Consider the following 19,605-nt stretch of genomic DNA (forward strand, 5'->3'; position numbering starts at 1 on the left):
AACTCCCGGCTTTTTTATTTGGTAGATATTGTTTTTGTTATGCCATCCAGGTATTATTTGCTCCGGGAAGGAAATAAAACTGTCCGGTTGCATTTTCTCTTCGTTCTACGCGTCTTTTCACTCTTCGGCGTGTGCGTCTTCTGACTCTTCGTCGCTCACCCCCGGGAGCTTGTGCTAAAAATGTAGCATGTGCATCTCCGGTTTGAATGGTCGAAGAAGATTCTAAACTGGTGTATTGGTTTTCCGGAATTTCGACCTGGATCATGCTGAGCGATAAAGCCCCGTAGAGGAATGTGCTGAGGATAAAAGCTGTTGTTTTCATCGGTTTTAATTTTTGTAGTAACTATTTTTTTTAACAAAGAGTGATAATATACTCAGAAAGTTAAATACAAAAATAAAGCCATTCTATCAAAAGACAGAATGGCTCCGAATTATTTGTTTAAAATCAGATGTTTTCGATAATCATCGCAGAGGCTCCACCGCCTCCGTTACAGATTCCTGCGCCACCGATTTTTCCACCGTTTTGTTTCAATACGTGAATCAGGGTAACGATGATTCGGGAACCGGAGTTTCCAAGCGGGTGACCCAAAGCCACAGCTCCACCGTTTACGTCCACTTTTGCAGGATCTAAGCCCAGTAATTTAGTGTTGGCCAAACCAACAACCGAAAATGCCTGGTTCAATTCCCAGAAATCAACCTGGTCTGTAGTCAATCCCGCTTTAGCCAATGCCTTAGGAACTGCTTTGGAAGGTGCAGTTGTAAAGAATTCAGGCTCATGAGCCGCATCTGCATAGCTAACGATTTTCGCGATTGGTTTCAAACCGTGTTTTTCTACCGCTTCTTTCGATGCAAGAATCAGGGCAGAAGCACCGTCATTCAAGGTAGATGCGTTTGCAGCTGTAATTGTTCCGTCTTTTTCGAAAGCTGGTTTCAAGGACGGAATTTTATCCAGGAATACGTTTTTGTACTCTTCATCTTCTACTACCAAAATAGGATCTCCTTTACGCTGAGGAACAGAAACACCAACAATTTCATCCTTGAATTTTCCTGCCTCCCATGCAGCAGCTGCACGTTTGTAGGAAGTAATAGCGAATTGATCTTGATCCTCACGGGAGAATTCATATTTCTTTGCAGTCAGTTCAGCACAAGTTCCCATCGGAACTTTACTGTACACATCCAGCAAACCGTCTTTTGTAATTCCGTCCAGCATAGAAATGTTACCGAACTTCGTGCCGTTTCTTCCGTCCAGGTAGTGCGGAGTCTGACTCATGTTTTCCATTCCACCTGCAACAACGATTTCGTTGTCACCTGCAAGAATCGTTTGAGCTCCGAGCATAATTGCTTTCATTCCGGAAGCACATACTTTATTCACCGTTGTACAAGGAACAGTATTTGGCAAACCTGCCCCCAAAGCCGCCTGACGAGCCGGAGCTTGTCCAACACCAGCCTGGAGTACATTTCCCATAAAAACTTCATCAACAGCTGCTGGGTTAACTCCTGATTTATCCAGAGCGCCTTTGATAGCAGTTGCTCCCAATTGAGTAGCAGAGATCGATGACAGGCCACCCATAAAGGCTCCCATTGGAGTACGAACCGCTGCTATAATGTAAACTTCTTTCGACATAGCAATTATTATTTCGGTCACGAATTTACTCAATTTTCTTTGTTTATTTTTAGCTTTTTTTAGATTCCAACATTTGAAAGGAAGATAGTTCCTATAAAATGTTAATTTAACTAAATTTGCAGTGTTCATTAAAATAATCACACACATATGAAAAAGGCCATACTATTCGTTCTTGTTTTGTTTGCAAGTGCATCTGTTTTTTCCCAGGAAGGGTACGAAAAGATGCGAAATGATCTGAAAAAACTGGATGCAACACACGATTCGCTGCTTCCGAAAAAATATTGGACATACACCAGTTTGTTTGGGTTGTCTGCTTCTCAGACCGCTTTTGTGAACTGGGCAGCAGGAGGTCGGAATAATATTGCCGTACTGAGTTTTATTGATTTCTCTGCAACCTACGAAAAACGCCGTTTTAAGTGGGCCAACGATGTGAAACTGGCACTTGGTGGAATGTATTATACCGATTCTGCCGGGAAGAAACAGGGATTGCAGAAAACGGATGACCGGATTGACCTGGCAACTTCTGTAGGATATGAATTTAAGAAACATTGGTTTTTAACCGCTATCGGTGGATTCAGAACCCAGTTTTTAAACGGGTACAACTTCCCGAATGATTCCGTGCCGATTTCTACGTTTATGGCACCTGGATATGCTAATTTTTCGCTTGGTATCGAATATGCTCCGGTAGATTACTTCAGCGTGTACTTGTCTCCGGTAGCTTCAAAAATGACGTTTGTGAGAGATCAGCGCCTGGCAGATGCAGGAGCATTCGGCGTAACAGCTGCTGTGCTGGATGATAATGGCAACCTGATCAAACACGGTTTGCGTTTCCGCAATGAAATAGGGGCCTACTTCCGGGTGCGTTTCCAGAAAGAAATCTTCAAGAATATCGAAATGAAGACCCGATTGGAATTGTTCACCAATTACGCGCATAATCCGCAAAACATCGATGTTAATTTTGAAAATATCTTCACTTTTAAGGTGAATAAGTGGTTCCAGGCTTCCCTGCAGTGGAATCTGATTTATGATGATGATATCAAAATCCGGGATTCGAAAGGACGAACAGGGCCGCGTACACAATTCAAATCGGTATTAGGCTTAGGAATTTCATACACTTTAACGAATGTGAAAAAGTAAAAAGCGTATTTTAGTCGCATGAATTACTTTTCCGATCATTCTTTGTGGTGGTTACTTCCTATTTCAATACTCGCTGCAGGATTTTCATTCTATTATTATTTCAGAACCGATCAGCGGTCTGTCTGGAATGTAAAGCAGCTGCGGGTTTTGTTTTCTTTCAGAACCCTCGGACTTTTCCTGTTGGGATTGCTCTTGCTGGGATTGGTTTGGGAAACGATTAAGTACCGTCCGGAAAAACCTTTGATCATCACCCTGGTGGATTCTTCCGGTTCCATGTTGAACTACAAAGACAGCGGCCAGGTCAAAAAGAATATCGAAGGATTCAGAACCGCACTTCCGCAATCTTTGGGAGAAGAGTATGAATACCTCGAACTCGCGGTAGGAACAAACGTCCGGGATTTGGATCAGTTGGTTTTGAATGATCAATCAACGGATTTGGCGGCAGGATTCAAACACGTTAAAGACCGCTTTTTCAACCGGAATATCGGTGCCATTGTGTTGATTTCAGACGGAAACTACAACCAGGGAGTGCATCCGATGTACGAAGCTGAGCGTATTGAACTGACACCTGTTTTTGCACTGGCAGTAGGAGATACGGCTTTGAAACGGGATATTGTGGTGCGTTCGGTGAGCTCCAACGAAGTAGCCTTTTTGAACAACGAATTTCCGGTTCAGACCCTGGTCGATTTTCAACGCGTTCCAACGGGATCTTACCAGGTAAACCTCTTACAGGACGGAAAAGTGATCCAGTCTCAGAAAGCACAGGTGACCAATGTAAACCTGGATCAGAAAGAATTTTTGTTTACGGTTCCGGCTAAAATCAAAGGATATCACCGGTTCACCGTTTCTGTTCAGGCTGTTACAGGTGAGTTCACCAAAGAAAACAACCAGCAGAGTTGTTTTGTGGAGATTGTGGATTCAAAAAGCAATGTACTCTTATTGGCAAGTGCACCGCATCCGGATGTGGCGGCTTTGAAATCTGTTTTTGAACTCGACCAGGAGGCGGTGGTTTCTTCCGAATTGATGACCAATTATACACTGGGAAATAAAATTCCGGATTTTGTGGTGTGGTATGAAAACGGGCTTCGTCCGAATCCGGGTTTGTTCAAACAAATCCAGGAGAAGGGAATCCCGGTTTTGATGATCCTCGGGCCGAATGTATCGACCAGTTTGATGCAGAATTACGGTTTGGCAATCAAAACTCCGAACGGAAGTCAATATGAAGATGTGTACCCGGCTTTGGCAAACGGTTTCAACTCGTTCGGACTTTCAGCTGATTTTACGTCTTTGATCCCGGTATTGACACCGCTCAGAACCAAATTCGGAGCCTATAAACTTCCGTCCAACAGCATCGTGGTTTTGAACCAACGAGTTGGAAACATTGCGAAGAACGATCCATTGATCGCTGTAGCTCAAACGCAAAAAGCAAAAATCGGCTTTATATTGGGAGAAGGTTTGTGGCGCTGGAAGATGAAAGAATTCATGCAGAAGAAAACCAGCGTTGGCTTCGAAGAATTTGTGCAGAAACTAACACAATACATTTCCGTGAAACAAAACCGTGAACCATTGCGGGTAACGTTGCCGAAACGCTTCAATACCATCGAAGAAATTGTGTTCAAAGCCGAATTCTATAACGAAGCGATGGAACTGATTACTACGCCTGCGGTTGAAATGACGATCACGAAACGCGGCGGGAAGAGTTTTAAGCAGTTATTTTCTCCAACTGCAAACTTCTACCAGTTAAACGTAGGGCAGCTTGCTTCCGGAACCTATGACTGGAAAGTGATTGCTGATAATAACGGGAAGAAATATTCGAAATCAGGTTCCTTTGCGGTGGATGAGATTTCATTGGAAGACCAGGACACACGGGCTAATTTCGCTACCCTGAATCAATTAGCGGTTCAGTCGGATGGTTCCTATAAAACGTTGGATCAATACCAGGCGTTGATCCGGGAGATCAAAAAACGCGGCGATATTACAACTGTTCAGTACGAAGATACCGGTTACCAGGAATTGATTGACTGGAAATGGATTTTTGCGCTGATTATCGCATTGTTCACAACGGAATGGTTCCTGCGCCGCTGGTGGGGAAGCTATTAAGATTGTCCTTGTAACGAGCATTCAGGTGCTGCTTTAGCCGCTGGCTGACGTACCCGACAGGGATTATTTGCTCCAGGCAATTGTTAGATGCTTGAAAAGGATGGAATTACTTGCCATTGAGTTCCATGGCTTTTATGTTTATTGGCTATATTTTGGGGCAAAAAGTAATCGGGATTCGATTGTCTTTCCGTGCATTTTCCGGGAATAAAAGAAGCGGGTCGATTGCTCAACCCGCTGAATAACATGACGTGTAAATACGTTCGTTTTATTCCTTCACAAAAGCGATTCTTCCGATTGATTCATTGCTTTTGGTTTGTACATAATACATACCACTTCCCAATTGCTGCAGGGAAATACTGATCGATTGATCTCCGTTTGTTTCCCAATTGATTGCTTGTTTTTCTCCCCGAACAGAATATACTTCAACCGCATCAATTTCCTGAGCGCTGCGGATAGTCAGTTTTTCCGCGGCGGGATTCGGGAAAATCTCTAGTGAAACCGTTCCGTAAGTTGCTACCGCATTGGTACCGATGGTAAATGTTTTACAGGTGGAGCAATTATACATGTAACCGCCGTCGTTGAATGAATACCCGCTGTAATAGAGACATGCAGTATAGGTTCCCGGGTTGTAGTTCACATCGTAAATCCGGTTAATAAATGTGCCGCTGGTCCCGTTTCCAAAATCCCAGAGTGGTTCAGATGGATGCGAGCTAAAAGAAGGCGAGTGGATAAGGCTTGTATTGGAGAAAGTAACGACGTTTCCGTTGGTATGCATCAGGAAATCCCCGCCGCACAAAGAATCTGTGAAATGGTCATATACTACGTTCACGGAAGAATAAACACAGTGAAAAGGAACTCCACTTGATTTTCCCCATTGTTCGAGTGTGACGGTGTAATTTCCGGGGGAGGCATACTGATGGGATGCAGATCCGGTTCCGGGATTGGTGTTCTGTGCGCTTACCCCGTCTCCAAAATCCCAGTGTAAAGAATCCAGGAGATCATTGGGATAGGTGAGTACCGTGAAACTGGATTGATCCAGTGAAGTACTGGTGATAAACGTGCGCACATTGCAATTGTTTTGTGCATTAGAGACAGGGATCAGGCACCAGGAAAAGAGTAGTAGCTTAAAAGTTTTCATACGTTGTAGTTTTGTTTGCCTAAAGAACGTATGAAAAGATTAGTTAGTTGCTTTGAAATGTTCTACTGATGCAGAAAAAAATACTTATCAAGGAGCTAAGTGGCTGTATTCTAATGGTTAAAAAACAACGAAAAGAAGTTTACTTTTTGAAGAAAAGTTCCGGGATAGTGCTTTCGGGCTTTTTAGAGGAAAAGCGAAGTTTGAAAAATGAAGTAAGATAGCCGGTTCCATACCCGTAAAACTGGATGCACACAGCAATGATCGAGTAAAATCCGACCTGGATATTCTTGTTTTCAATGGATGAAAGCACACCGATCAAAACAAGGTATAAGCTATACAAATACAGGAAATACCCGAAGCCAAACAACGCTAGTAAAACGGAAAAAGCAGCTCCACATAAAAACAAGGACGGGAACCAGAAGGTCAGTTTTTTGTATTCAGGATGCCACACATCCAGGATAGGGCGGGCCTTCCCGAATTTATTGACCTGTTTGTAAAACTTCTGCCAGTCGATGCGGCGTTTGTGATACACGTATGCGCCAGGGAAGAGTTTGGTTTCGAATCCTTGTTTCCACAGCCGGATCGATAAATCGGGATCTTCTCCCGGGTGAATGTTTCCAAAACCTTCAGATGCTTCAAATGCTTTGCGCGACAAGCCCATGTTGAAGCTGCGAGGCTGAAATTTCGTGATTTTTTCGGATTTTCCTCTCACGCCTCCGGTAGTGAGAAAAGAAGTCATGACAAAGTTGATTGCTTTCTGGATGTCGCTGAATGAATCCAGAGCTGCATCCGGGCCACCAAAGCAGTCTACGTAGGTTTTTTGAAGGTTTTGATCCACGCTGCTCAGATATCCCGGAGGAATAATGCAATCAGAGTCCAGGATAATGAAATAATCACCTTTGGCGCGTTTCATCCCGAAGTTCCGGGAATCTCCCGGTCCGCTGTTGGGTTTGAAATAATAAGAAATAGACAACTTTCCGGCATATTTTTCTACCACTTCCTGGCAGGTTACGGAAGAACCGTCTTCAACGATTACAATTTCGTATTGTTCTGTGTAATCCTGTACTGCCAGGCTTGCGAGTAATTCTTCTACTTCGTCCGGACGATTGTATACAGGAATGATCAGCGAAAAAAACATCTTCAAACTTTACTTTAAACAAAGTTACGGTTTATTTACCCGGCAGGTTGTTTTTCCTGCCGGATAAACCTCATTATTTCTTGAGCATATCGTTTGCCATCATCTGCTTGACGCTTTTTTCCATTCCTTCCACGGAACCATCCAGGAAGATCACATTTCCTTTTCCTTTTTCGGCAAATTCTTTCACCGCTTCGGTCCACATAGAGAACAAAATCAAGGAAGTGTCGAGATCAGCAGCTTTCATTTTTTCAGCGGCTTCTGTCATACCTTGTGCTACTTCTTCCCGGAAGAGTGCAATTCCCTGACCTTTCAACTGTGCGGCTTCTTTTTCTGCCTGAGCAGCAATTTTAATCGCATTTCCTTCTGCTTCAGCCGCTTTCGTTTTGGTAATCAACAGGGCTTGACCTTCGTTTTCTGCCGCAGCTTTCAAGTTGTTTGACGCAACTACTTTCGCCATGGAAGTGGTAATTTCGGCATCGAATGTAATGTCATTCAACTGAAGGTCGATCAGGTGGAATCCCCAGGTTTCCAAGGTGTGATCCAGGCTTTCTTTCACATCATCTACAATCTCACGACGGAGTAACAAGATTTCTGCCTGTTTTTTCGTGGCTACAAATCCGCGTACCGAACCCTCAATCGTACGGATCAATGCCTGGATAAAGTTACGCTGATCGACAAATTTAAAGGCTACATTTTTAATTGTTTCTTCGTTGGAATCCAATACGGCATACACCAGCATGGCCTTGAAGTAAACATTTGCCTGATCCTGCGTAATAGCCTGGAATTCCATCTCAATAGCACGGTTTTGAATGGAAACGCGGTTATTGAGTTTCTCCAGGAAGGGAATCCGGAAATTCAATCCCGGGTGCATGATCCGGCGGTATTTTCCGAACATGGTGACAACAGCGATAGTTCCTTGCTGAACAGTTACAAAACTGAAGGCAATCAGGAGTACAACAACTCCGATTAGGATGTATTTGATTTCGATCATAAAAAGTGATTTGTAACAAACTTAGTTAAATTGAAAATGGAAAAGGCAAAAGTGAAGAATTAAACTTGTTATCCGTTGCAGGATGTGTTGATGAGTGATCAATTAAAAAAAGTTTTTGGTTGTTATAAAATAAACCGAAAAGAAATTCGTTAGAAGAAATAAAAACGCAACTTTATTAAGCCTATGGTAAATAAATACTTGACTAAAATGCAAACACAGGAAGTTACTGAGATTGCGAATCCATCCGCAGCCGTAATCAGTCAGATTCTGAATTACAGCAAGTCTTTGGAGGTGAAGAAATTAAAGCGCAAAAAAGTGCTTTTGAATTTAAACTAGAAAAGAAAGGCCCCTTCAAGGGCCTTTTTATTTGTTTGATGTATTTTATAGCATATTGATTTACAGGTATTTGAATTCCTTGTTTTAATGTAAGGATTGAGTGGAACGTAATATTGCGGAATTACGTCGAAACAACCTTTCTTTACTTCCTAATCTGCCACCTTGGTATACTCAAACGTCCCCACGCTTTCATATGTAATCACCCGTCTTGTTTTATCGAAATAATCCACCGTAAAGGGAATCGGTAGAATTCCGGCAACAATCGTCAATGTTTTTCCATCCGCAGAAAGTTTCCATTTTCCTTTGTGAATTTCATCCCCGACAATACTCTGAAACTTGTTTTTGTCTTCCAGGAAGAGTTGGAATACCTGATCTGTGTGGAAATGATCCTTCAGGTTTTTCTCTTTCCCGTTTTGAGTCCATTTAACCAATTGCCATTTTCCGATCAATTCGGCAGAGGTTTGCGCGCTGACGCCGAATGCCAGCAGGAAGAAGCATGTGAATAGTGCGTTTTTCATAATCATGTGGTTTAATGATTTGAAAGGTACTGTTTTTCACTTGATTCAAAAACTTTTATTCAAAAATCCCGTTGATACTTTGGAACAATAATGAGTGTTTCCCAATTGGAATAATACGTTTTATTCAATCCGGAAATATTCTTTGTCGGACGAATTGCAACACGCACCCGGTATGTTCCGGGATTCGGAAACTGGTGGAATTGGGTTAAATTGATCAGCTTGGTATAATTTTCTTTCGGCGCAATGATCAAATCCTTTCCATCACCAAAAAAGGAGATTTCGGTTTCTGTGAAGAAGTGAAATTTTCTTCCGTCTGCTGAAATCGCTTCCAGGTAGAGTTCCGTTCCACTATTTTCCAGGCAAAAGCGCAGGCTGTTATCGCGGATAGTTAGTTTCTGAAGCTCCTTGTTTTCAATAATCAGTTTTGCATAACAGTCAGACATTGCTGGGGGATTGTGAGATGATACGATGAAGGCAGTATCTTTTCCCAGTTTTAAATTCAGTATCAGCGCCTGATCCGGACTTTGATAGATCGTTGTGTCAAAAGGCTGCTCACAGTGTTGTTCTCGGTAAGAAGCACCTGTCTGACCAGCGTTTTTCCATTCTTTGCATGCTTTTTCAATATCACCCATCCCCATGAAACTAAGTCCGAGGTTATGGTGTCTGAATTCCAGCGCACGCTGATCCTGTGAATATGCAATGGCATTTTGAAAATCAATCAAAGCACCTTCCACATCTATTTTCGAGTTGAATTTGGCATTTCCGAGTGCGTCGAGAATAATAGGATTGTTTGGCTCCAGTTGATTCGCTTTGTTCAGTATTTCAATCATTTTTTCAAAATCAACCGGGCCTTTGTATTCCAGCTCTTCAGCTTCTTTTACCAGCCTGGATACTTCCGGATCACTGATCTTTTCTTTTCGTTCTTCGGAGTTTTGATACAAGAATGCTGTTATTTCATTCAACGGACCTTTTTGTGTGTTTCTGCCGCTGCATATCGTCACAGTCTCTTTCTTGTCCTTCACGGCATTAATATGCTTCTCAGTAATCTGAGACCGATATGTTGAGCAAAGGATATGGAAAAGCGTCAGCCTGACGTTCGGATTGGAATTCTTGGTGTAAATACTATCAATGGTGTTGAAGTCTAGCTGTGACACGATCTCCAGTTCTTTGATTTGCTTCTTTTCAAAGTCATTGGCGAATCGTTCTTCGTAGAAAAGTAAAACACATTCTCCTTTTTCGATAGCGGAAATGGCCTGTTTTACACGCTTACTGTCTGGCGTTGTCTGACCAAAACCGATTGAGATATTGCAGAGAAGAAGCAGGGATATAAAAAGTGGTTTCATACATTGAATTTAGGTAAATGAAAATAAAAAAGACCATTTGAACGAGCAAATGGCCTTTTTAAAAATTGGAATGATTACCAGATCTTAGCAACCTTCTCATCCGGGTTGCGCATTTTGTCGCCTGGTTTTACATTGAATGCGGCAAAGAATTCCGGACAGTTCATCAGCGGACCGTTTACGCGGTACATTCCCGGCGAGTGCGGATCTGTTGCGATGCGCTTTTTCAACTCTGCTTCCGTGTAATTGATTTTCCACAATTGTGCATAAGCAATGAAGAAGCGCTGTGCAGGTGTGTAGCCGTCAATGATTTTGTTTTTCTTGAAATCGTCCGTCATCGTATAGGCATAGTAAGCCATCGTCAATCCGCCAAGATCGGCAATGTTTTCTCCCATCGTCAAATCCGGGTTTACGCAGTTATCAGAAACAGGGCAGAAGGAGCTGAACGTTTTTCCGAGGATTTCTGTTTTAGCGACAAATTTCGCTTTATCCGCTTCTTTCCACCAATCGTTGTAACTTCCGTCTGCAGCGAATTTGGAACCATTGTCGTCAAATCCGTGTGTGAATTCATGTCCGATGACCATCCCGATTCTTCCGTAGTTGACAGCATCTTCCGCATTTTCATCGAAGAACGGAGGCTGCATGATTCCAGCCGGGAAAGCGATTTCGTTCAACAGCGGGTGGTAGTAAGCATTCACCAGGTGAGCAGGCATTTCCCATTCCTTGCGGTTCACCGGCTTGTGCAGTTTTTCCAGGTTTTCTTTGAAAGAGAAGTTGCGGCAGTTATCGATGTTAGCTACGTAATCCACTGAGCTGATCGTCAATCCTTTGTAGCTTTTCCATTCGTCCGGGAAACCTAGCTTTCTTCCGATTGCATTCAGTTTGGTCAACGCTTCCTTCTTGGTATCTTCCGACATCCAGTCCAGTTTCTCGATTCGCATGCGGAAACTAGCCAGCAGGTTATCCACCATTTCGTTTACTTTCTTCTTCGCTTTTTCGGAGAATGCCTTGTCAACAAATGCTTTTCCCAGTAATTCGCTCAGAGCAGAGCCCGTAATCTCGTCGATGCAGCGATCTTCAATCGGTTTCATAGCACTTGTTCCACTCAGCACACCACTGTAGAAATCAAAATTGTGTTTTACCCACACATCATCCAGCTTTCCGGCGTAAGCATTTACCGTACACCAGGACAGGTAGTTTTTCCAGGAATTCAGGGATGTTTTTTCCACCATGGTGTTGACCTGTTTCATGAAGTCGGGCTGGCTTACGATCAGTGAATCAAAGCTTTCACACCCGATTTTGGAAAGGTACGCTTCGAAGTCAAACTTCGGCATTGCTTTTACCAACTGATCCAAAGACCATTTGTTGTAGGTTTTTTCCGGCAAGCGGGATTCTGCAGGAGTCATCATGGCATTCGCCAGTTCTTTCTCGAAATTGAAAATATCTTCTGCTTTTGTTTTCGCAACACTTTCTGGATCTCCCAGCAATTGGTAAGATTTCTGAATGTGTACAATATAAGCGTCACGGATGGCCTGTTTGTTGTCCATGAAGTAGTAATCACGGTTCGGAAGACCGATTCCGGCTTGTCCGAGGTAAGCTGTGTTCTTATCCACGTTCTTCAAATCCTGTCCAACTCCGAAACCGTATACGGATTCAATCCCAAGTTGGTGTTGTTTGGAAATGATGTCAACCAGTTCATCTTTTGATTTCAATTCGTCGATCTTGATCAAACGCTGTTTCAAAGGTGTAATTCCAGCCGCGTTGCGCACTTTCATATCGGTATACGACGTGAAGTAATCTCCCAGCAGTTGGTTTTGGTCTCCGGGTGCTTTTTCTTTCGACGCAGCAGCCGTTTGCAGGATTTCTTTCAGCAAAGCCTTGTTGCGCTGATCAAGTTCGTTGAAGCTTCCCCAGCGGGATTCCGTGTTCGGAACAGGATTGTTCTTACACCAGGTTCCATTGGCAAAGAGGAAGAAATCTTCCTGTGGTTTCACCGATAAATCCATGTAAGAAAGATCGATCGTCGTATTTTTCTTAGCTGTTTCCGGTGTGGAAGCGGCTGATTTATCCTGATTTTCAACAACTGTCTTCGGCTGACAGGCAACCAGAGAGGCAGTAATGATTGTTAGAGGAAGAATTTTATTAACCATTGTTTTCCGGGTTTAAAAGCATTTCAACATGCGGGATTTCATCTTCGAAGTATTCTTTTCCGGTAGAAACAAAACCGGATTTATTGTAGAATTTCTCCAGGTGTTTCTGTGCGGAAATACGGATCGGAACTTTTCCGAATTCATCGTATACAAACTGAACACATCGTTCCATCAGCTCCATTCCAACTCCGGAACCGCGGCATTCGGCAGTCAGTACCACCCGTCCGATTGCAACCTCCGGGAACGAAATTCCGGGGTGCAGAATGCGCGCAGTAGCGATCACGTCGCCCTTTCCATCGCGCAGCAGCAAGTGGTAAGCCTTCTTGTCTTTTCCGTCCAGATCCAGGTAAGAACAGTTTTGTTCCACAACAAATGCCTTCAGTCTCAACGCAATGATGTCGTGAAACTCATTTATTGTCAGTTCTTTATAAGGTTTGAATTGCCAGTCTAAATGCATCTTTATTTTAATTAAAAATGAATCAATTCAAAATTCAAAATAAACCTGATGATGAATTTTTGAATTTTGATTTTTGAATTTATTTCAGGTTTGGATTACTCCAACGTTGTACTGTTTTTCTGCTTTTTTGTGGTTTGCCATTTCAATTCCGATTGACAGGAACTCACGGGTCTTCGCCGGATCGATGATTGCATCCAGCCACAGGCGGGAAGCGGCATAGTAGGGAGAAATCTGTTCGTCGTAACGGCTTTTAATGGTGTTGTACAATTCGGCTTCTCTTTCCGGCGTAATTTCTTCTCCGCGTGCCTTCAACGATGCCACTTCGATTTGTAACAAGGTTTTTGCTGCGGATGCACCGCTCATCACGGCAACTTCAGCTGTCGGCCAGCCCACGATCAAACGCGGATCGTATGCTTTTCCACACATGGCGTAGTTTCCTGCACCATACGAGTTTCCTACAATTACGGTAAACTTCGGAACCACGGAATTCGCCATGGCGTTCACCATTTTTGCTCCGTCTTTGATGATTCCGGCATGCTCTGATTTGGAGCCAACCATGAATCCGGAAACGTCCTGGAAGAAAATCAATGGAATATTCTTCTGGTTACAGTTCATGATGAAACGTGCTGCTTTGTCGGCAGAATCGTTGTAGATCACACCTCCGAACTGCATTTCACCCTTCGCATTTTTGGTCAGTTCGCGCTGGTTTGCGACGATTCCGACACTCCAACCATCCAAACGGGCATACCCGCAGAAGATCGTTTTCCCGTATTCACTTTTGTATTCGGTAATACTTCCTTCGTCGAAAATACAATCCAGGATGTTTTCTACATTATAAGGTTTTGCGCGCTCAGCCGGTAGAATTCCGTATACTTTTTTCGCGTCTTCTTTCGGAGCAACTGCTTCAATGCGGTCAAATCCAGCTGATTCCGATGCACCGATCTGGCTCATCATTTTGCGGATTGTTTTCAGGCACTCTTCGTCGTTTGCTACTTTGTAATCACACACACCGGAGATTTCGGTATGGGTTGTTGCACCGCCCAATGTCTCGTTGTCGATGTTTTCGCCGATAGCCGCTTTTACCAGGTAAGAACCCGCCAAAAAGATGGTTCCTGTTTTATCTACAATCAGGGATTCGTCAGACATAATCGGAAGGTAAGCACCTCCGGCAACACAGCTTCCCATCACGGCCGCAATCTGGGTAATTCCCATCGAGCTCATCACCGCGTTGTTTCTGAAGATACGTCCGAAATGTTCTTTATCCGGAAAAATTTCATCCTGCATCGGGAGGTAAACACCTGCAGAATCCACCAGGTAGATAATCGGCAGTTTATTTTCCATTGCAATTTCCTGTGCACGCAGGTTCTTTTTTCCGGTAATCGGGAACCAGGCTCCTGCTTTTACAGTTGCGTCGTTTGCAACGACAATACATTGTTTTCCGGAAACTTTTCCGATCACCATGACAACTCCGGCAGAGGGGCAACCGCCGTGTTCCTGGTACATGCCCATTCCAGCAAAAGCACCGACTTCGAAACGCGGGGTATTCGGATCGAGTAGCATATCAATGCGTTCGCGGGCGGTCATTTTTCCTTTTTCATGAAGGGCTGCAATGCGTTTTTCACCGCCTCCTTTCATGATTTTGGCTAATTCGGCTTCCATTCGGGAGATTTTTAGCCTCATTTCATCGTCATTCTTATTGAATTCCAATTCTTTTGCGTCAATTGCCATGTTTTTTCGTTTATAAGCGTCCCAAATATACACAATTCACTGTAGAAACTTTCTTTGGAAATGGTAAAGAATCCACGTTTTCTAAATTACTTTTGTTGTATGCAAGATACTTACAAGCACAAGGGAATGAGAAAGCAGCTGATTGATCAGTTGCGTCAAAAAGGAATCAGTGATGAGCGCGTTTTGGATGCGTTTGATGCGATTCCGCGCCATTTCTTCCTGGATTTGGTATTCGAGCAGCAAGCTTATTCCAACGTGGCTTTCCAAATTGGTGCGGGACAAACCATTTCCCATCCGTACACGGTTGCTTTTCAAACATCGATTCTCGAATTGAAAAAAGGGGAGAAGGTGTTAGAAATCGGTACAGGATCCGGGTTTCAGACTTGTATTTTGTGTTCGCTGGGGATGAAAGTGTTTTCGATCGAACGCCAGAAAGAACTGCACATGAAGGCGAAGAAAATCATTGATCATTTCCGCTTCACTCCGAAATTGTTTTTCGGCGACGGTTATGAAGGAAAGGAAACATATGCTCCTTTTGACAAGATTCTGGTAACTTGCGGCGCTCCGTTTATTCCTCAGAAATTGTTGCAGCAGCTGAAAGTGGGTGGTATGATGGTGATCCCGGTAGGTGATCTGGATTCTCAGGAAATGCACCGCATTACTAAAATTTCGGATTCGGAATACAAAGAAGAAGTCTTCGGAAATTTCAGCTTTGTACCGATGCTGGAGAAAACAGTCCGGTAATTGAGAATTGAAAAGTGAGAATTGAAAAGATCAGCGCGAATCAAAAATTTTTCAATTCCCAACCCTAAATCTACGATATGAAAAGCCTTCGACTGATAACCAATATCCACCTGATCTTTTACGGAATATTCATTTTACTGAATCTTGCTGAATTCGGGTTTTATTTTCGTGAATATGCTTTGTACGGAGGGAAAATCATACTCTTCAAAAAGGCCCGTGTTATCGATTCTGTTCTGGATTGGGAGTTGTGGTTCCATACTCTTTTGAATTATGTGGATTTGCTGGTGTTGTTTTTTCAAATCGTGATCTACAATGCATTTGTAAAGAAATATACGGATGAAAAGTCAGTTCGTGTGTTATGGATTTTCGTTGCTTTTATTCCGTTGGTGCATTATTTCTGGGGTTTCATTATTTGGAGAAAACTCAACCGTTCGATTTTTACGCATGCAGGAAAAGACCCGCGAGCTTCGGATCGAAAAATTGTGGTGATGTGGGGACTGATCCTGGTTTCTTTGCTGGCAGCTATTTTCTCGTCGCTGATCTTTCATTACCTCGTACGTGTCGGCCCGATGGGGTCGTTTCAGTATGAAAGACTCAGCAGTATTCTGAATTCTGCTTGTATATTGAGTTATTCCGTTATCGGAATGAGCTATTTCATAGAGTTTCACCGGAAAATTACCCGGAAGGGTGCTTTGAATCCGGAGCTTTCCGAGAATCAGTTGTTGGATGAGTGATTCGTTAGGCTTTCGTATGCATTCCGGATCTCCACAAACTTCTCAGCCGCCATTTTTTGCTGGGATTCGGTTCCGGTTGCAAAATGATCCGGGTGGTGGAGTTTCACCAGTTTTCGATACGCTTTTTTGATTTCTTCCTGCGTGGCATTCTTTTGCAGTCCCAGGATTTCATAGGCAAAGTTTTCGGATTGTTTCGCCGGCTTTTTTTGAGCGTTTTCTTTTCGGTGCTTCTCGTATGAAGCATAAATGGCAATGATTTTCGTCAGGTTCTCCGGCTTTAGTTCCAAATCCCGGTTGATCTGTTTCAGGAATTGTAATTCGGAAGCATTCATTTTACCGTTTATCAAGGCCATTCCGGTGAGGAAGTAGATAACCTGCGAACGCGCTCCTTCATCCTTCAGGTGCATTTTCATCCAATCGGTGATGGTATGCGTGCGGATGGGATATTTGAGCGAAAACAACAGCGAATCACCGAAGTTGTAATTGGCAGCGGTAAAATAACGGTTAAAATAGTGATTGATGAATTGCACTTTTTCCTTTGATTCCATGTAATCCAGGAGAATCAACTTTGCACCCAGTGCCAGGTACGCTTCCAGGTAATTATCTTCCGTGGGTTTCAGCTTTTGCGGAAAAATTCCTTTACGCCAGGATCTGGCATGACGTGTTTTGTAAGCGTATAATGCAATGCCACCAAAAAAAGGAGTTCCGAACAGGATGATCACAAGCCAGTTTGGTAACTCGGCAATCGGTTCAAAGGTGAGCGGAAGAAATAAGGTCATACGAAACAGTTCTTTTATTTAATCCAGTAAAACTCCAAAGTAACAAATATTGGTAAATGAAAATAGTTCGGAAGTTTTACTTTTGTTCGCAAATGGAAAAAACCGCGAACCTAAAGTATTTGAAAGGGATTGCAATCATGCTGATGATAGCGAATGTCTTTTTCATGTTTATGAACTTTTTGAAAGGAATTTGGGATTGGACATTTCATTTCGGGAATGGAGGGTTGGTAGCATTCATACGCTTCGCAAATGGTCTTGGAAAAGCTTATTCGGTGATGTATATCTTGATTTATATCCTGGAGATCAGTTTCATAATTATCCTGAACCGGTTTTTGAAAAAGCAAGGAATAGGGAAAGGATACCACATTTTAATCCTCTTGCTGTCCTTTTTACCTGTGGTAAATCTGTTCCTGTTTTATATCATCAAAAGGAAATTGAATCAACAGTTGTTTGCTTATTCAGAAATGAATGGAGCGAGATCCGACCGGAAAATTGTTGTTATCTGGATTTTGATGATCCTTTTAATCACTTATATCTTTATCATACTACCGTTTCTAACATTTTATGTAAATATCCCGGAACTTGTTTCCGAAGCTGCCTATTACTCACACATCTCTATCGTGGTAACCGATAGCTGTTTTTTAGTGATTTCTTTTACCTGGTTCCTTTATTACCTGGAGTTTAAAAGAATGCTGGGTAAAGTAGATTTAACACATACTCCGGTTAATAATAATGAGTTGTTAGACAGTTGATTACGTGTTTGTGTTTACCTGTGATTTAAACAATTTTACACTTCTTTTAAAATAATTGTCATTTCCCTGTCACCTTTTCGCAACTCGTTACACTAACTTTATCAAGAGACCAATTTAGCAGCATGGCAGCCACAAAAAAGAAGCACTTTATGGAACTCTACGAACCGATACATGTGCGGTTCGAAAAGTTTTGTAAAGCAAGAGCGTACGGGAATTTTCACTTCAAGGACTTGATGCATGATGCCTTGTTGATAGCTTACGAACGCTTTGATGCTTTGAAAAATGATGGTGCTTTTCTGCACTTTTTGTTCGGAATAACCATTCGTTTGCTGGCTAATGAAAACCGTAAAAAATCAACAGAACGGTTGGCTGACAATCAGCAGGCATACAATTATTCCGTGGAAAGTGACAGAACTGACAGGCAGCTGGAGATCAATCAGCTATATGAAGCGATTTCACAATTGCCGGATATTCAAAAGGAAAGTATTATTCTGTTTGAAATCTCCGGGTTCTCAATCAGGGAAATTGCCGAACTGCAGGAATCTTCAGAAGATGCCGTGAAACAGCGGTTGGTCCGAAGTAGAAAAAAGCTCCTCGAATTAATGAGTGAGAAACAGGAAGTTGAACCCAAAAAAGTTGAGTTATGATGACAGAAGATAAACTTTCCGGTTTGTTTGATGAGATTCGGAATGAATCAGCTCAGACTTCCGTTTCCGAAGTAGATCAATGGATTGAAACTGCTGTGGCAGGTGCCGCAACAATTGGACTCTTAGCGACATTGAAATTATTTCTCATTAAAAAACCTTTGATTATGTGGTCAGCATTTGTAACGCTTGCCGGTGGGGCATCATTGAGTGCGGTTGTAATTCTCAGCCAGCCGGAAGTGAAAGAAAAACAAGAAAAACAACCGATTGTACGGGCATATGCAGAACCTGTAAGAACAGTCGAATCAACCGAAGATACTGATTTGGAGATTCCCATACCCGAAATCCCGGCCGAAAAAACAACTGCTCCGGCGGAGCCAGGTCAGCCTGAGGATATGGGAGTTCATATTCCTGTAAGAATCCCGGATTTGCATTCCAAACTGACAGAAATTACACCGCTTGCGCCATTGCGGAAAGTGGTTCAGGGGGGAAACTTCACGAAATTGGATCTTTCAGGTGTGGTGGATGTGGAATTGACACAGGGAAAAACGTGCAGTGTGGAGATTGTTCCGGAGAGTGCGAAGGACGTGATCATTGTGAAAATTGAAAACGGTACGCTGCACATCGCGAATGAACCTGAAAAGTGGAATAAACGCCGCAAAGAGAACGAGAAAGAAAAGATCGTTGTGAAAGTGACGATGGAAACCCTGGAACGAATCAATATGAGCGGAGCAACGAATCTTGTAACGAAAGGACAATTTGTCGTTAATTCACTGGAATTGGATATGGCTGGAGCCAGCGACCTGAATCTGAATGTCAAAGCAACAAAACTAAAAGGCGATTTCTCCGGCGCGGTGAATGCAAAACTGAGTGGAGAATGTGAAACCATGAATTTGGATATCTCAGGAGCTGCAGAAGCGGAGTTGTTTGACCTGGTTGCAAAGAAAGCAACTGTGGATAACAGCGGAGCCGGGCACCTGGAAATTTACATTTCGGAATCGTTGGTGGTAGATGGCTCCGGTGCGAGCGAGACTTACTACAAAGTGGATGTTACCTCCAAAAATGTTTCTACCAGTGTTGAAACCAGTGGAGCTGCGGTTGTGAAAAAAAGATAACGGCGCCGAAAAGAAGAAAAATTATTTTCCGGAAATCCGGAAACAAAGAAGCTGTAACAAAGCAATAGTTAGGTTTACCATAAGTAGAGTTAAAGAGAGAAACAAAACGTTGTTTCAGCAAAAACCCTCCCGGAATCCGGAAGGGTTTTTGTTTTATAGTATTGAGTTATTGCTGGCTTC

Annotated in this window: 19 protein-coding genes; 8 read left to right on the forward strand and 11 right to left on the reverse strand. The window is 42.9% G+C overall.

Going from position 1 to position 19,605, the window contains the following annotated elements:
• Positions 1 to 37 precede the first annotated feature (37 nt).
• Positions 38 to 322 carry a hypothetical protein gene (locus tag ABDV94_RS03255; protein ID WP_343604718.1) on the reverse strand — a complete coding sequence of 95 codons (285 nt, stop codon included), beginning with the start codon at positions 320 to 322 and terminating at the stop codon, positions 38 to 40.
• A 123-nt stretch (positions 323 to 445) separates the two neighbouring features.
• Positions 446 to 1,624, reverse strand: a complete 1,179-nt coding sequence (locus ABDV94_RS03260) for an acetyl-CoA C-acyltransferase (RefSeq protein WP_343604720.1) — start codon at positions 1,622 to 1,624, stop codon at positions 446 to 448.
• Positions 1,625 to 1,771: 147 nt separating this feature from the next.
• Here ABDV94_RS03260 and ABDV94_RS03265 point away from each other — a divergent pair, with 147 nt between their 5' ends.
• Both ABDV94_RS03265 and ABDV94_RS03270 read left to right on the forward strand, forming a co-directional pair.
• Entirely contained in the window at positions 1,772 to 2,761 is a 990-nt protein-coding gene (locus ABDV94_RS03265; RefSeq protein WP_343604722.1) for a DUF3078 domain-containing protein, read from the forward strand.
• 18 nt (positions 2,762 to 2,779) lie between these two features.
• Entirely contained in the window at positions 2,780 to 4,861 is a 2,082-nt protein-coding gene (locus tag ABDV94_RS03270; protein WP_343604724.1) for a vWA domain-containing protein, read from the forward strand.
• Between the two features lie 265 nt (positions 4,862 to 5,126).
• Here ABDV94_RS03270 and ABDV94_RS03275 read toward each other — a convergent pair whose 3' ends face one another.
• From ABDV94_RS03275 to ABDV94_RS03285, 3 genes are all read right to left on the reverse strand, one after another.
• Entirely contained in the window at positions 5,127 to 5,999 is an 873-nt protein-coding gene (locus tag ABDV94_RS03275) for a T9SS type A sorting domain-containing protein (protein WP_343604726.1), read from the reverse strand.
• 139 nt (positions 6,000 to 6,138) lie between these two features.
• The gene (locus ABDV94_RS03280; protein ID WP_343604728.1) at positions 6,139 to 7,137 is read right to left on the reverse strand and encodes a glycosyltransferase; all 999 of its coding nucleotides are present in this window, start codon (positions 7,135 to 7,137) and stop codon (positions 6,139 to 6,141) included.
• Between the two features lie 73 nt (positions 7,138 to 7,210).
• A complete protein-coding gene (locus tag ABDV94_RS03285) occupies positions 7,211 to 8,128 on the reverse strand; it encodes an SPFH domain-containing protein (protein WP_343604730.1) in 918 nt (305 codons plus the stop codon).
• Between the two features lie 207 nt (positions 8,129 to 8,335).
• Between ABDV94_RS03285 and ABDV94_RS03290 the strand changes: the two genes are divergently transcribed.
• Positions 8,336 to 8,464 (forward strand): hypothetical protein, encoded by a 129-nt coding sequence (locus ABDV94_RS03290; protein ID WP_281281538.1) that lies wholly within the window; start codon positions 8,336 to 8,338, stop codon positions 8,462 to 8,464.
• 149 nt (positions 8,465 to 8,613) lie between these two features.
• Here ABDV94_RS03290 and ABDV94_RS03295 read toward each other — a convergent pair whose 3' ends face one another.
• From ABDV94_RS03295 to ABDV94_RS03315, 5 genes are all read right to left on the reverse strand, one after another.
• A complete protein-coding gene (locus tag ABDV94_RS03295; protein WP_343604733.1) occupies positions 8,614 to 8,982 on the reverse strand; it encodes a hypothetical protein in 369 nt (122 codons plus the stop codon).
• Between the two features lie 59 nt (positions 8,983 to 9,041).
• Entirely contained in the window at positions 9,042 to 10,325 is a 1,284-nt protein-coding gene (locus tag ABDV94_RS03300; protein ID WP_343604735.1) for a hypothetical protein, read from the reverse strand.
• 74 nt (positions 10,326 to 10,399) lie between these two features.
• Positions 10,400 to 12,472, reverse strand: a complete 2,073-nt coding sequence (locus ABDV94_RS03305; RefSeq protein ID WP_343604737.1) for a M13 family metallopeptidase — start codon at positions 12,470 to 12,472, stop codon at positions 10,400 to 10,402.
• Positions 12,465 to 12,929 (reverse strand): GNAT family N-acetyltransferase, encoded by a 465-nt coding sequence (locus ABDV94_RS03310; RefSeq protein ID WP_343604739.1) that lies wholly within the window; start codon positions 12,927 to 12,929, stop codon positions 12,465 to 12,467. Before ABDV94_RS03310 ends, ABDV94_RS03305 begins: the two co-directional genes overlap by 8 nt.
• 84 nt (positions 12,930 to 13,013) lie before the next feature.
• Complete coding sequence (locus ABDV94_RS03315) at positions 13,014 to 14,657, reverse strand: acyl-CoA carboxylase subunit beta (RefSeq protein ID WP_343604741.1); 1,644 nt, start codon at positions 14,655 to 14,657, stop codon at positions 13,014 to 13,016.
• Between the two features lie 99 nt (positions 14,658 to 14,756).
• On the opposite strand from ABDV94_RS03315, the gene ABDV94_RS03320 reads away from it, so the two are divergent.
• Both ABDV94_RS03320 and ABDV94_RS03325 read left to right on the forward strand, forming a co-directional pair.
• Positions 14,757 to 15,401, forward strand: a complete 645-nt coding sequence (locus ABDV94_RS03320; RefSeq protein ID WP_343604743.1) for a protein-L-isoaspartate(D-aspartate) O-methyltransferase — start codon at positions 14,757 to 14,759, stop codon at positions 15,399 to 15,401.
• Between the two features lie 77 nt (positions 15,402 to 15,478).
• Positions 15,479 to 16,135: a hypothetical protein gene (locus tag ABDV94_RS03325; protein ID WP_343604745.1), complete on the forward strand. Its 657-nt coding sequence runs from the start codon at positions 15,479 to 15,481 to the stop codon at positions 16,133 to 16,135.
• Here ABDV94_RS03325 and ABDV94_RS03330 read toward each other — a convergent pair.
• Positions 16,117 to 16,914 carry a DnaJ domain-containing protein gene (locus tag ABDV94_RS03330; protein WP_343604747.1) on the reverse strand — a complete coding sequence of 266 codons (798 nt, stop codon included), beginning with the start codon at positions 16,912 to 16,914 and terminating at the stop codon, positions 16,117 to 16,119. The two genes, ABDV94_RS03325 and ABDV94_RS03330, sit on opposite strands and share 19 nt — an antisense overlap.
• Positions 16,915 to 17,033: 119 nt before the next feature.
• Here ABDV94_RS03330 and ABDV94_RS03335 point away from each other — a divergent pair, with 119 nt between their 5' ends.
• The 3 genes from ABDV94_RS03335 to ABDV94_RS03345 all read left to right on the forward strand — a co-directional run bounded on the left by ABDV94_RS03335 (position 17,034) and on the right by ABDV94_RS03345 (position 19,425).
• Complete coding sequence (locus ABDV94_RS03335) at positions 17,034 to 17,666, forward strand: hypothetical protein (RefSeq protein WP_343604749.1); 633 nt, start codon at positions 17,034 to 17,036, stop codon at positions 17,664 to 17,666.
• Positions 17,667 to 17,788: 122 nt separating this feature from the next.
• Complete coding sequence (locus ABDV94_RS03340) at positions 17,789 to 18,313, forward strand: RNA polymerase sigma factor (RefSeq protein WP_343604752.1); 525 nt, start codon at positions 17,789 to 17,791, stop codon at positions 18,311 to 18,313.
• Positions 18,310 to 19,425 carry a head GIN domain-containing protein gene (locus tag ABDV94_RS03345; protein WP_343604754.1) on the forward strand — a complete coding sequence of 372 codons (1,116 nt, stop codon included), beginning with the start codon at positions 18,310 to 18,312 and terminating at the stop codon, positions 19,423 to 19,425. Before ABDV94_RS03340 ends, ABDV94_RS03345 begins: the two co-directional genes overlap by 4 nt.
• Positions 19,426 to 19,605: the final 180 nt, after the last annotated feature.

The organism is Fluviicola sp. (assembly GCF_039596355.1).
Lineage (GTDB): Bacteria > Bacteroidota > Bacteroidia > Flavobacteriales_D > Crocinitomicaceae > Fluviicola.

Excerpts from the sequence above, each read along its gene's own strand:
- ABDV94_RS03255 (WP_343604718.1), bottom strand. The coding sequence starts at position 322 with ATGAAAACAACAGCTTTTATCCTCAGCACATTCCTCTACGGGGCTTTA.
- ABDV94_RS03260 (WP_343604720.1), bottom strand. The coding sequence starts at position 1,624 with ATGTCGAAAGAAGTTTACATTATAGCAGCGGTTCGTACTCCAATGGGA.
- ABDV94_RS03265 (WP_343604722.1), top strand. The coding sequence starts at position 1,772 with ATGAAAAAGGCCATACTATTCGTTCTTGTTTTGTTTGCAAGTGCATCT.
- ABDV94_RS03270 (WP_343604724.1), top strand. The coding sequence starts at position 2,780 with ATGAATTACTTTTCCGATCATTCTTTGTGGTGGTTACTTCCTATTTCA.
- ABDV94_RS03275 (WP_343604726.1), bottom strand. The coding sequence starts at position 5,999 with ATGAAAACTTTTAAGCTACTACTCTTTTCCTGGTGCCTGATCCCTGTC.
- ABDV94_RS03280 (WP_343604728.1), bottom strand. The coding sequence starts at position 7,137 with ATGTTTTTTTCGCTGATCATTCCTGTATACAATCGTCCGGACGAAGTA.
- ABDV94_RS03285 (WP_343604730.1), bottom strand. The coding sequence starts at position 8,128 with ATGATCGAAATCAAATACATCCTAATCGGAGTTGTTGTACTCCTGATT.
- ABDV94_RS03290 (WP_281281538.1), top strand. The coding sequence starts at position 8,336 with ATGCAAACACAGGAAGTTACTGAGATTGCGAATCCATCCGCAGCCGTA.
- ABDV94_RS03295 (WP_343604733.1), bottom strand. The coding sequence starts at position 8,982 with ATGAAAAACGCACTATTCACATGCTTCTTCCTGCTGGCATTCGGCGTC.
- ABDV94_RS03300 (WP_343604735.1), bottom strand. The coding sequence starts at position 10,325 with ATGAAACCACTTTTTATATCCCTGCTTCTTCTCTGCAATATCTCAATC.
- ABDV94_RS03305 (WP_343604737.1), bottom strand. The coding sequence starts at position 12,472 with ATGGTTAATAAAATTCTTCCTCTAACAATCATTACTGCCTCTCTGGTT.
- ABDV94_RS03310 (WP_343604739.1), bottom strand. The coding sequence starts at position 12,929 with ATGCATTTAGACTGGCAATTCAAACCTTATAAAGAACTGACAATAAAT.
- ABDV94_RS03315 (WP_343604741.1), bottom strand. The coding sequence starts at position 14,657 with ATGGCAATTGACGCAAAAGAATTGGAATTCAATAAGAATGACGATGAA.
- ABDV94_RS03320 (WP_343604743.1), top strand. The coding sequence starts at position 14,757 with ATGCAAGATACTTACAAGCACAAGGGAATGAGAAAGCAGCTGATTGAT.
- ABDV94_RS03325 (WP_343604745.1), top strand. The coding sequence starts at position 15,479 with ATGAAAAGCCTTCGACTGATAACCAATATCCACCTGATCTTTTACGGA.
- ABDV94_RS03330 (WP_343604747.1), bottom strand. The coding sequence starts at position 16,914 with ATGACCTTATTTCTTCCGCTCACCTTTGAACCGATTGCCGAGTTACCA.
- ABDV94_RS03340 (WP_343604752.1), top strand. The coding sequence starts at position 17,789 with ATGGCAGCCACAAAAAAGAAGCACTTTATGGAACTCTACGAACCGATA.
- ABDV94_RS03345 (WP_343604754.1), top strand. The coding sequence starts at position 18,310 with ATGATGACAGAAGATAAACTTTCCGGTTTGTTTGATGAGATTCGGAAT.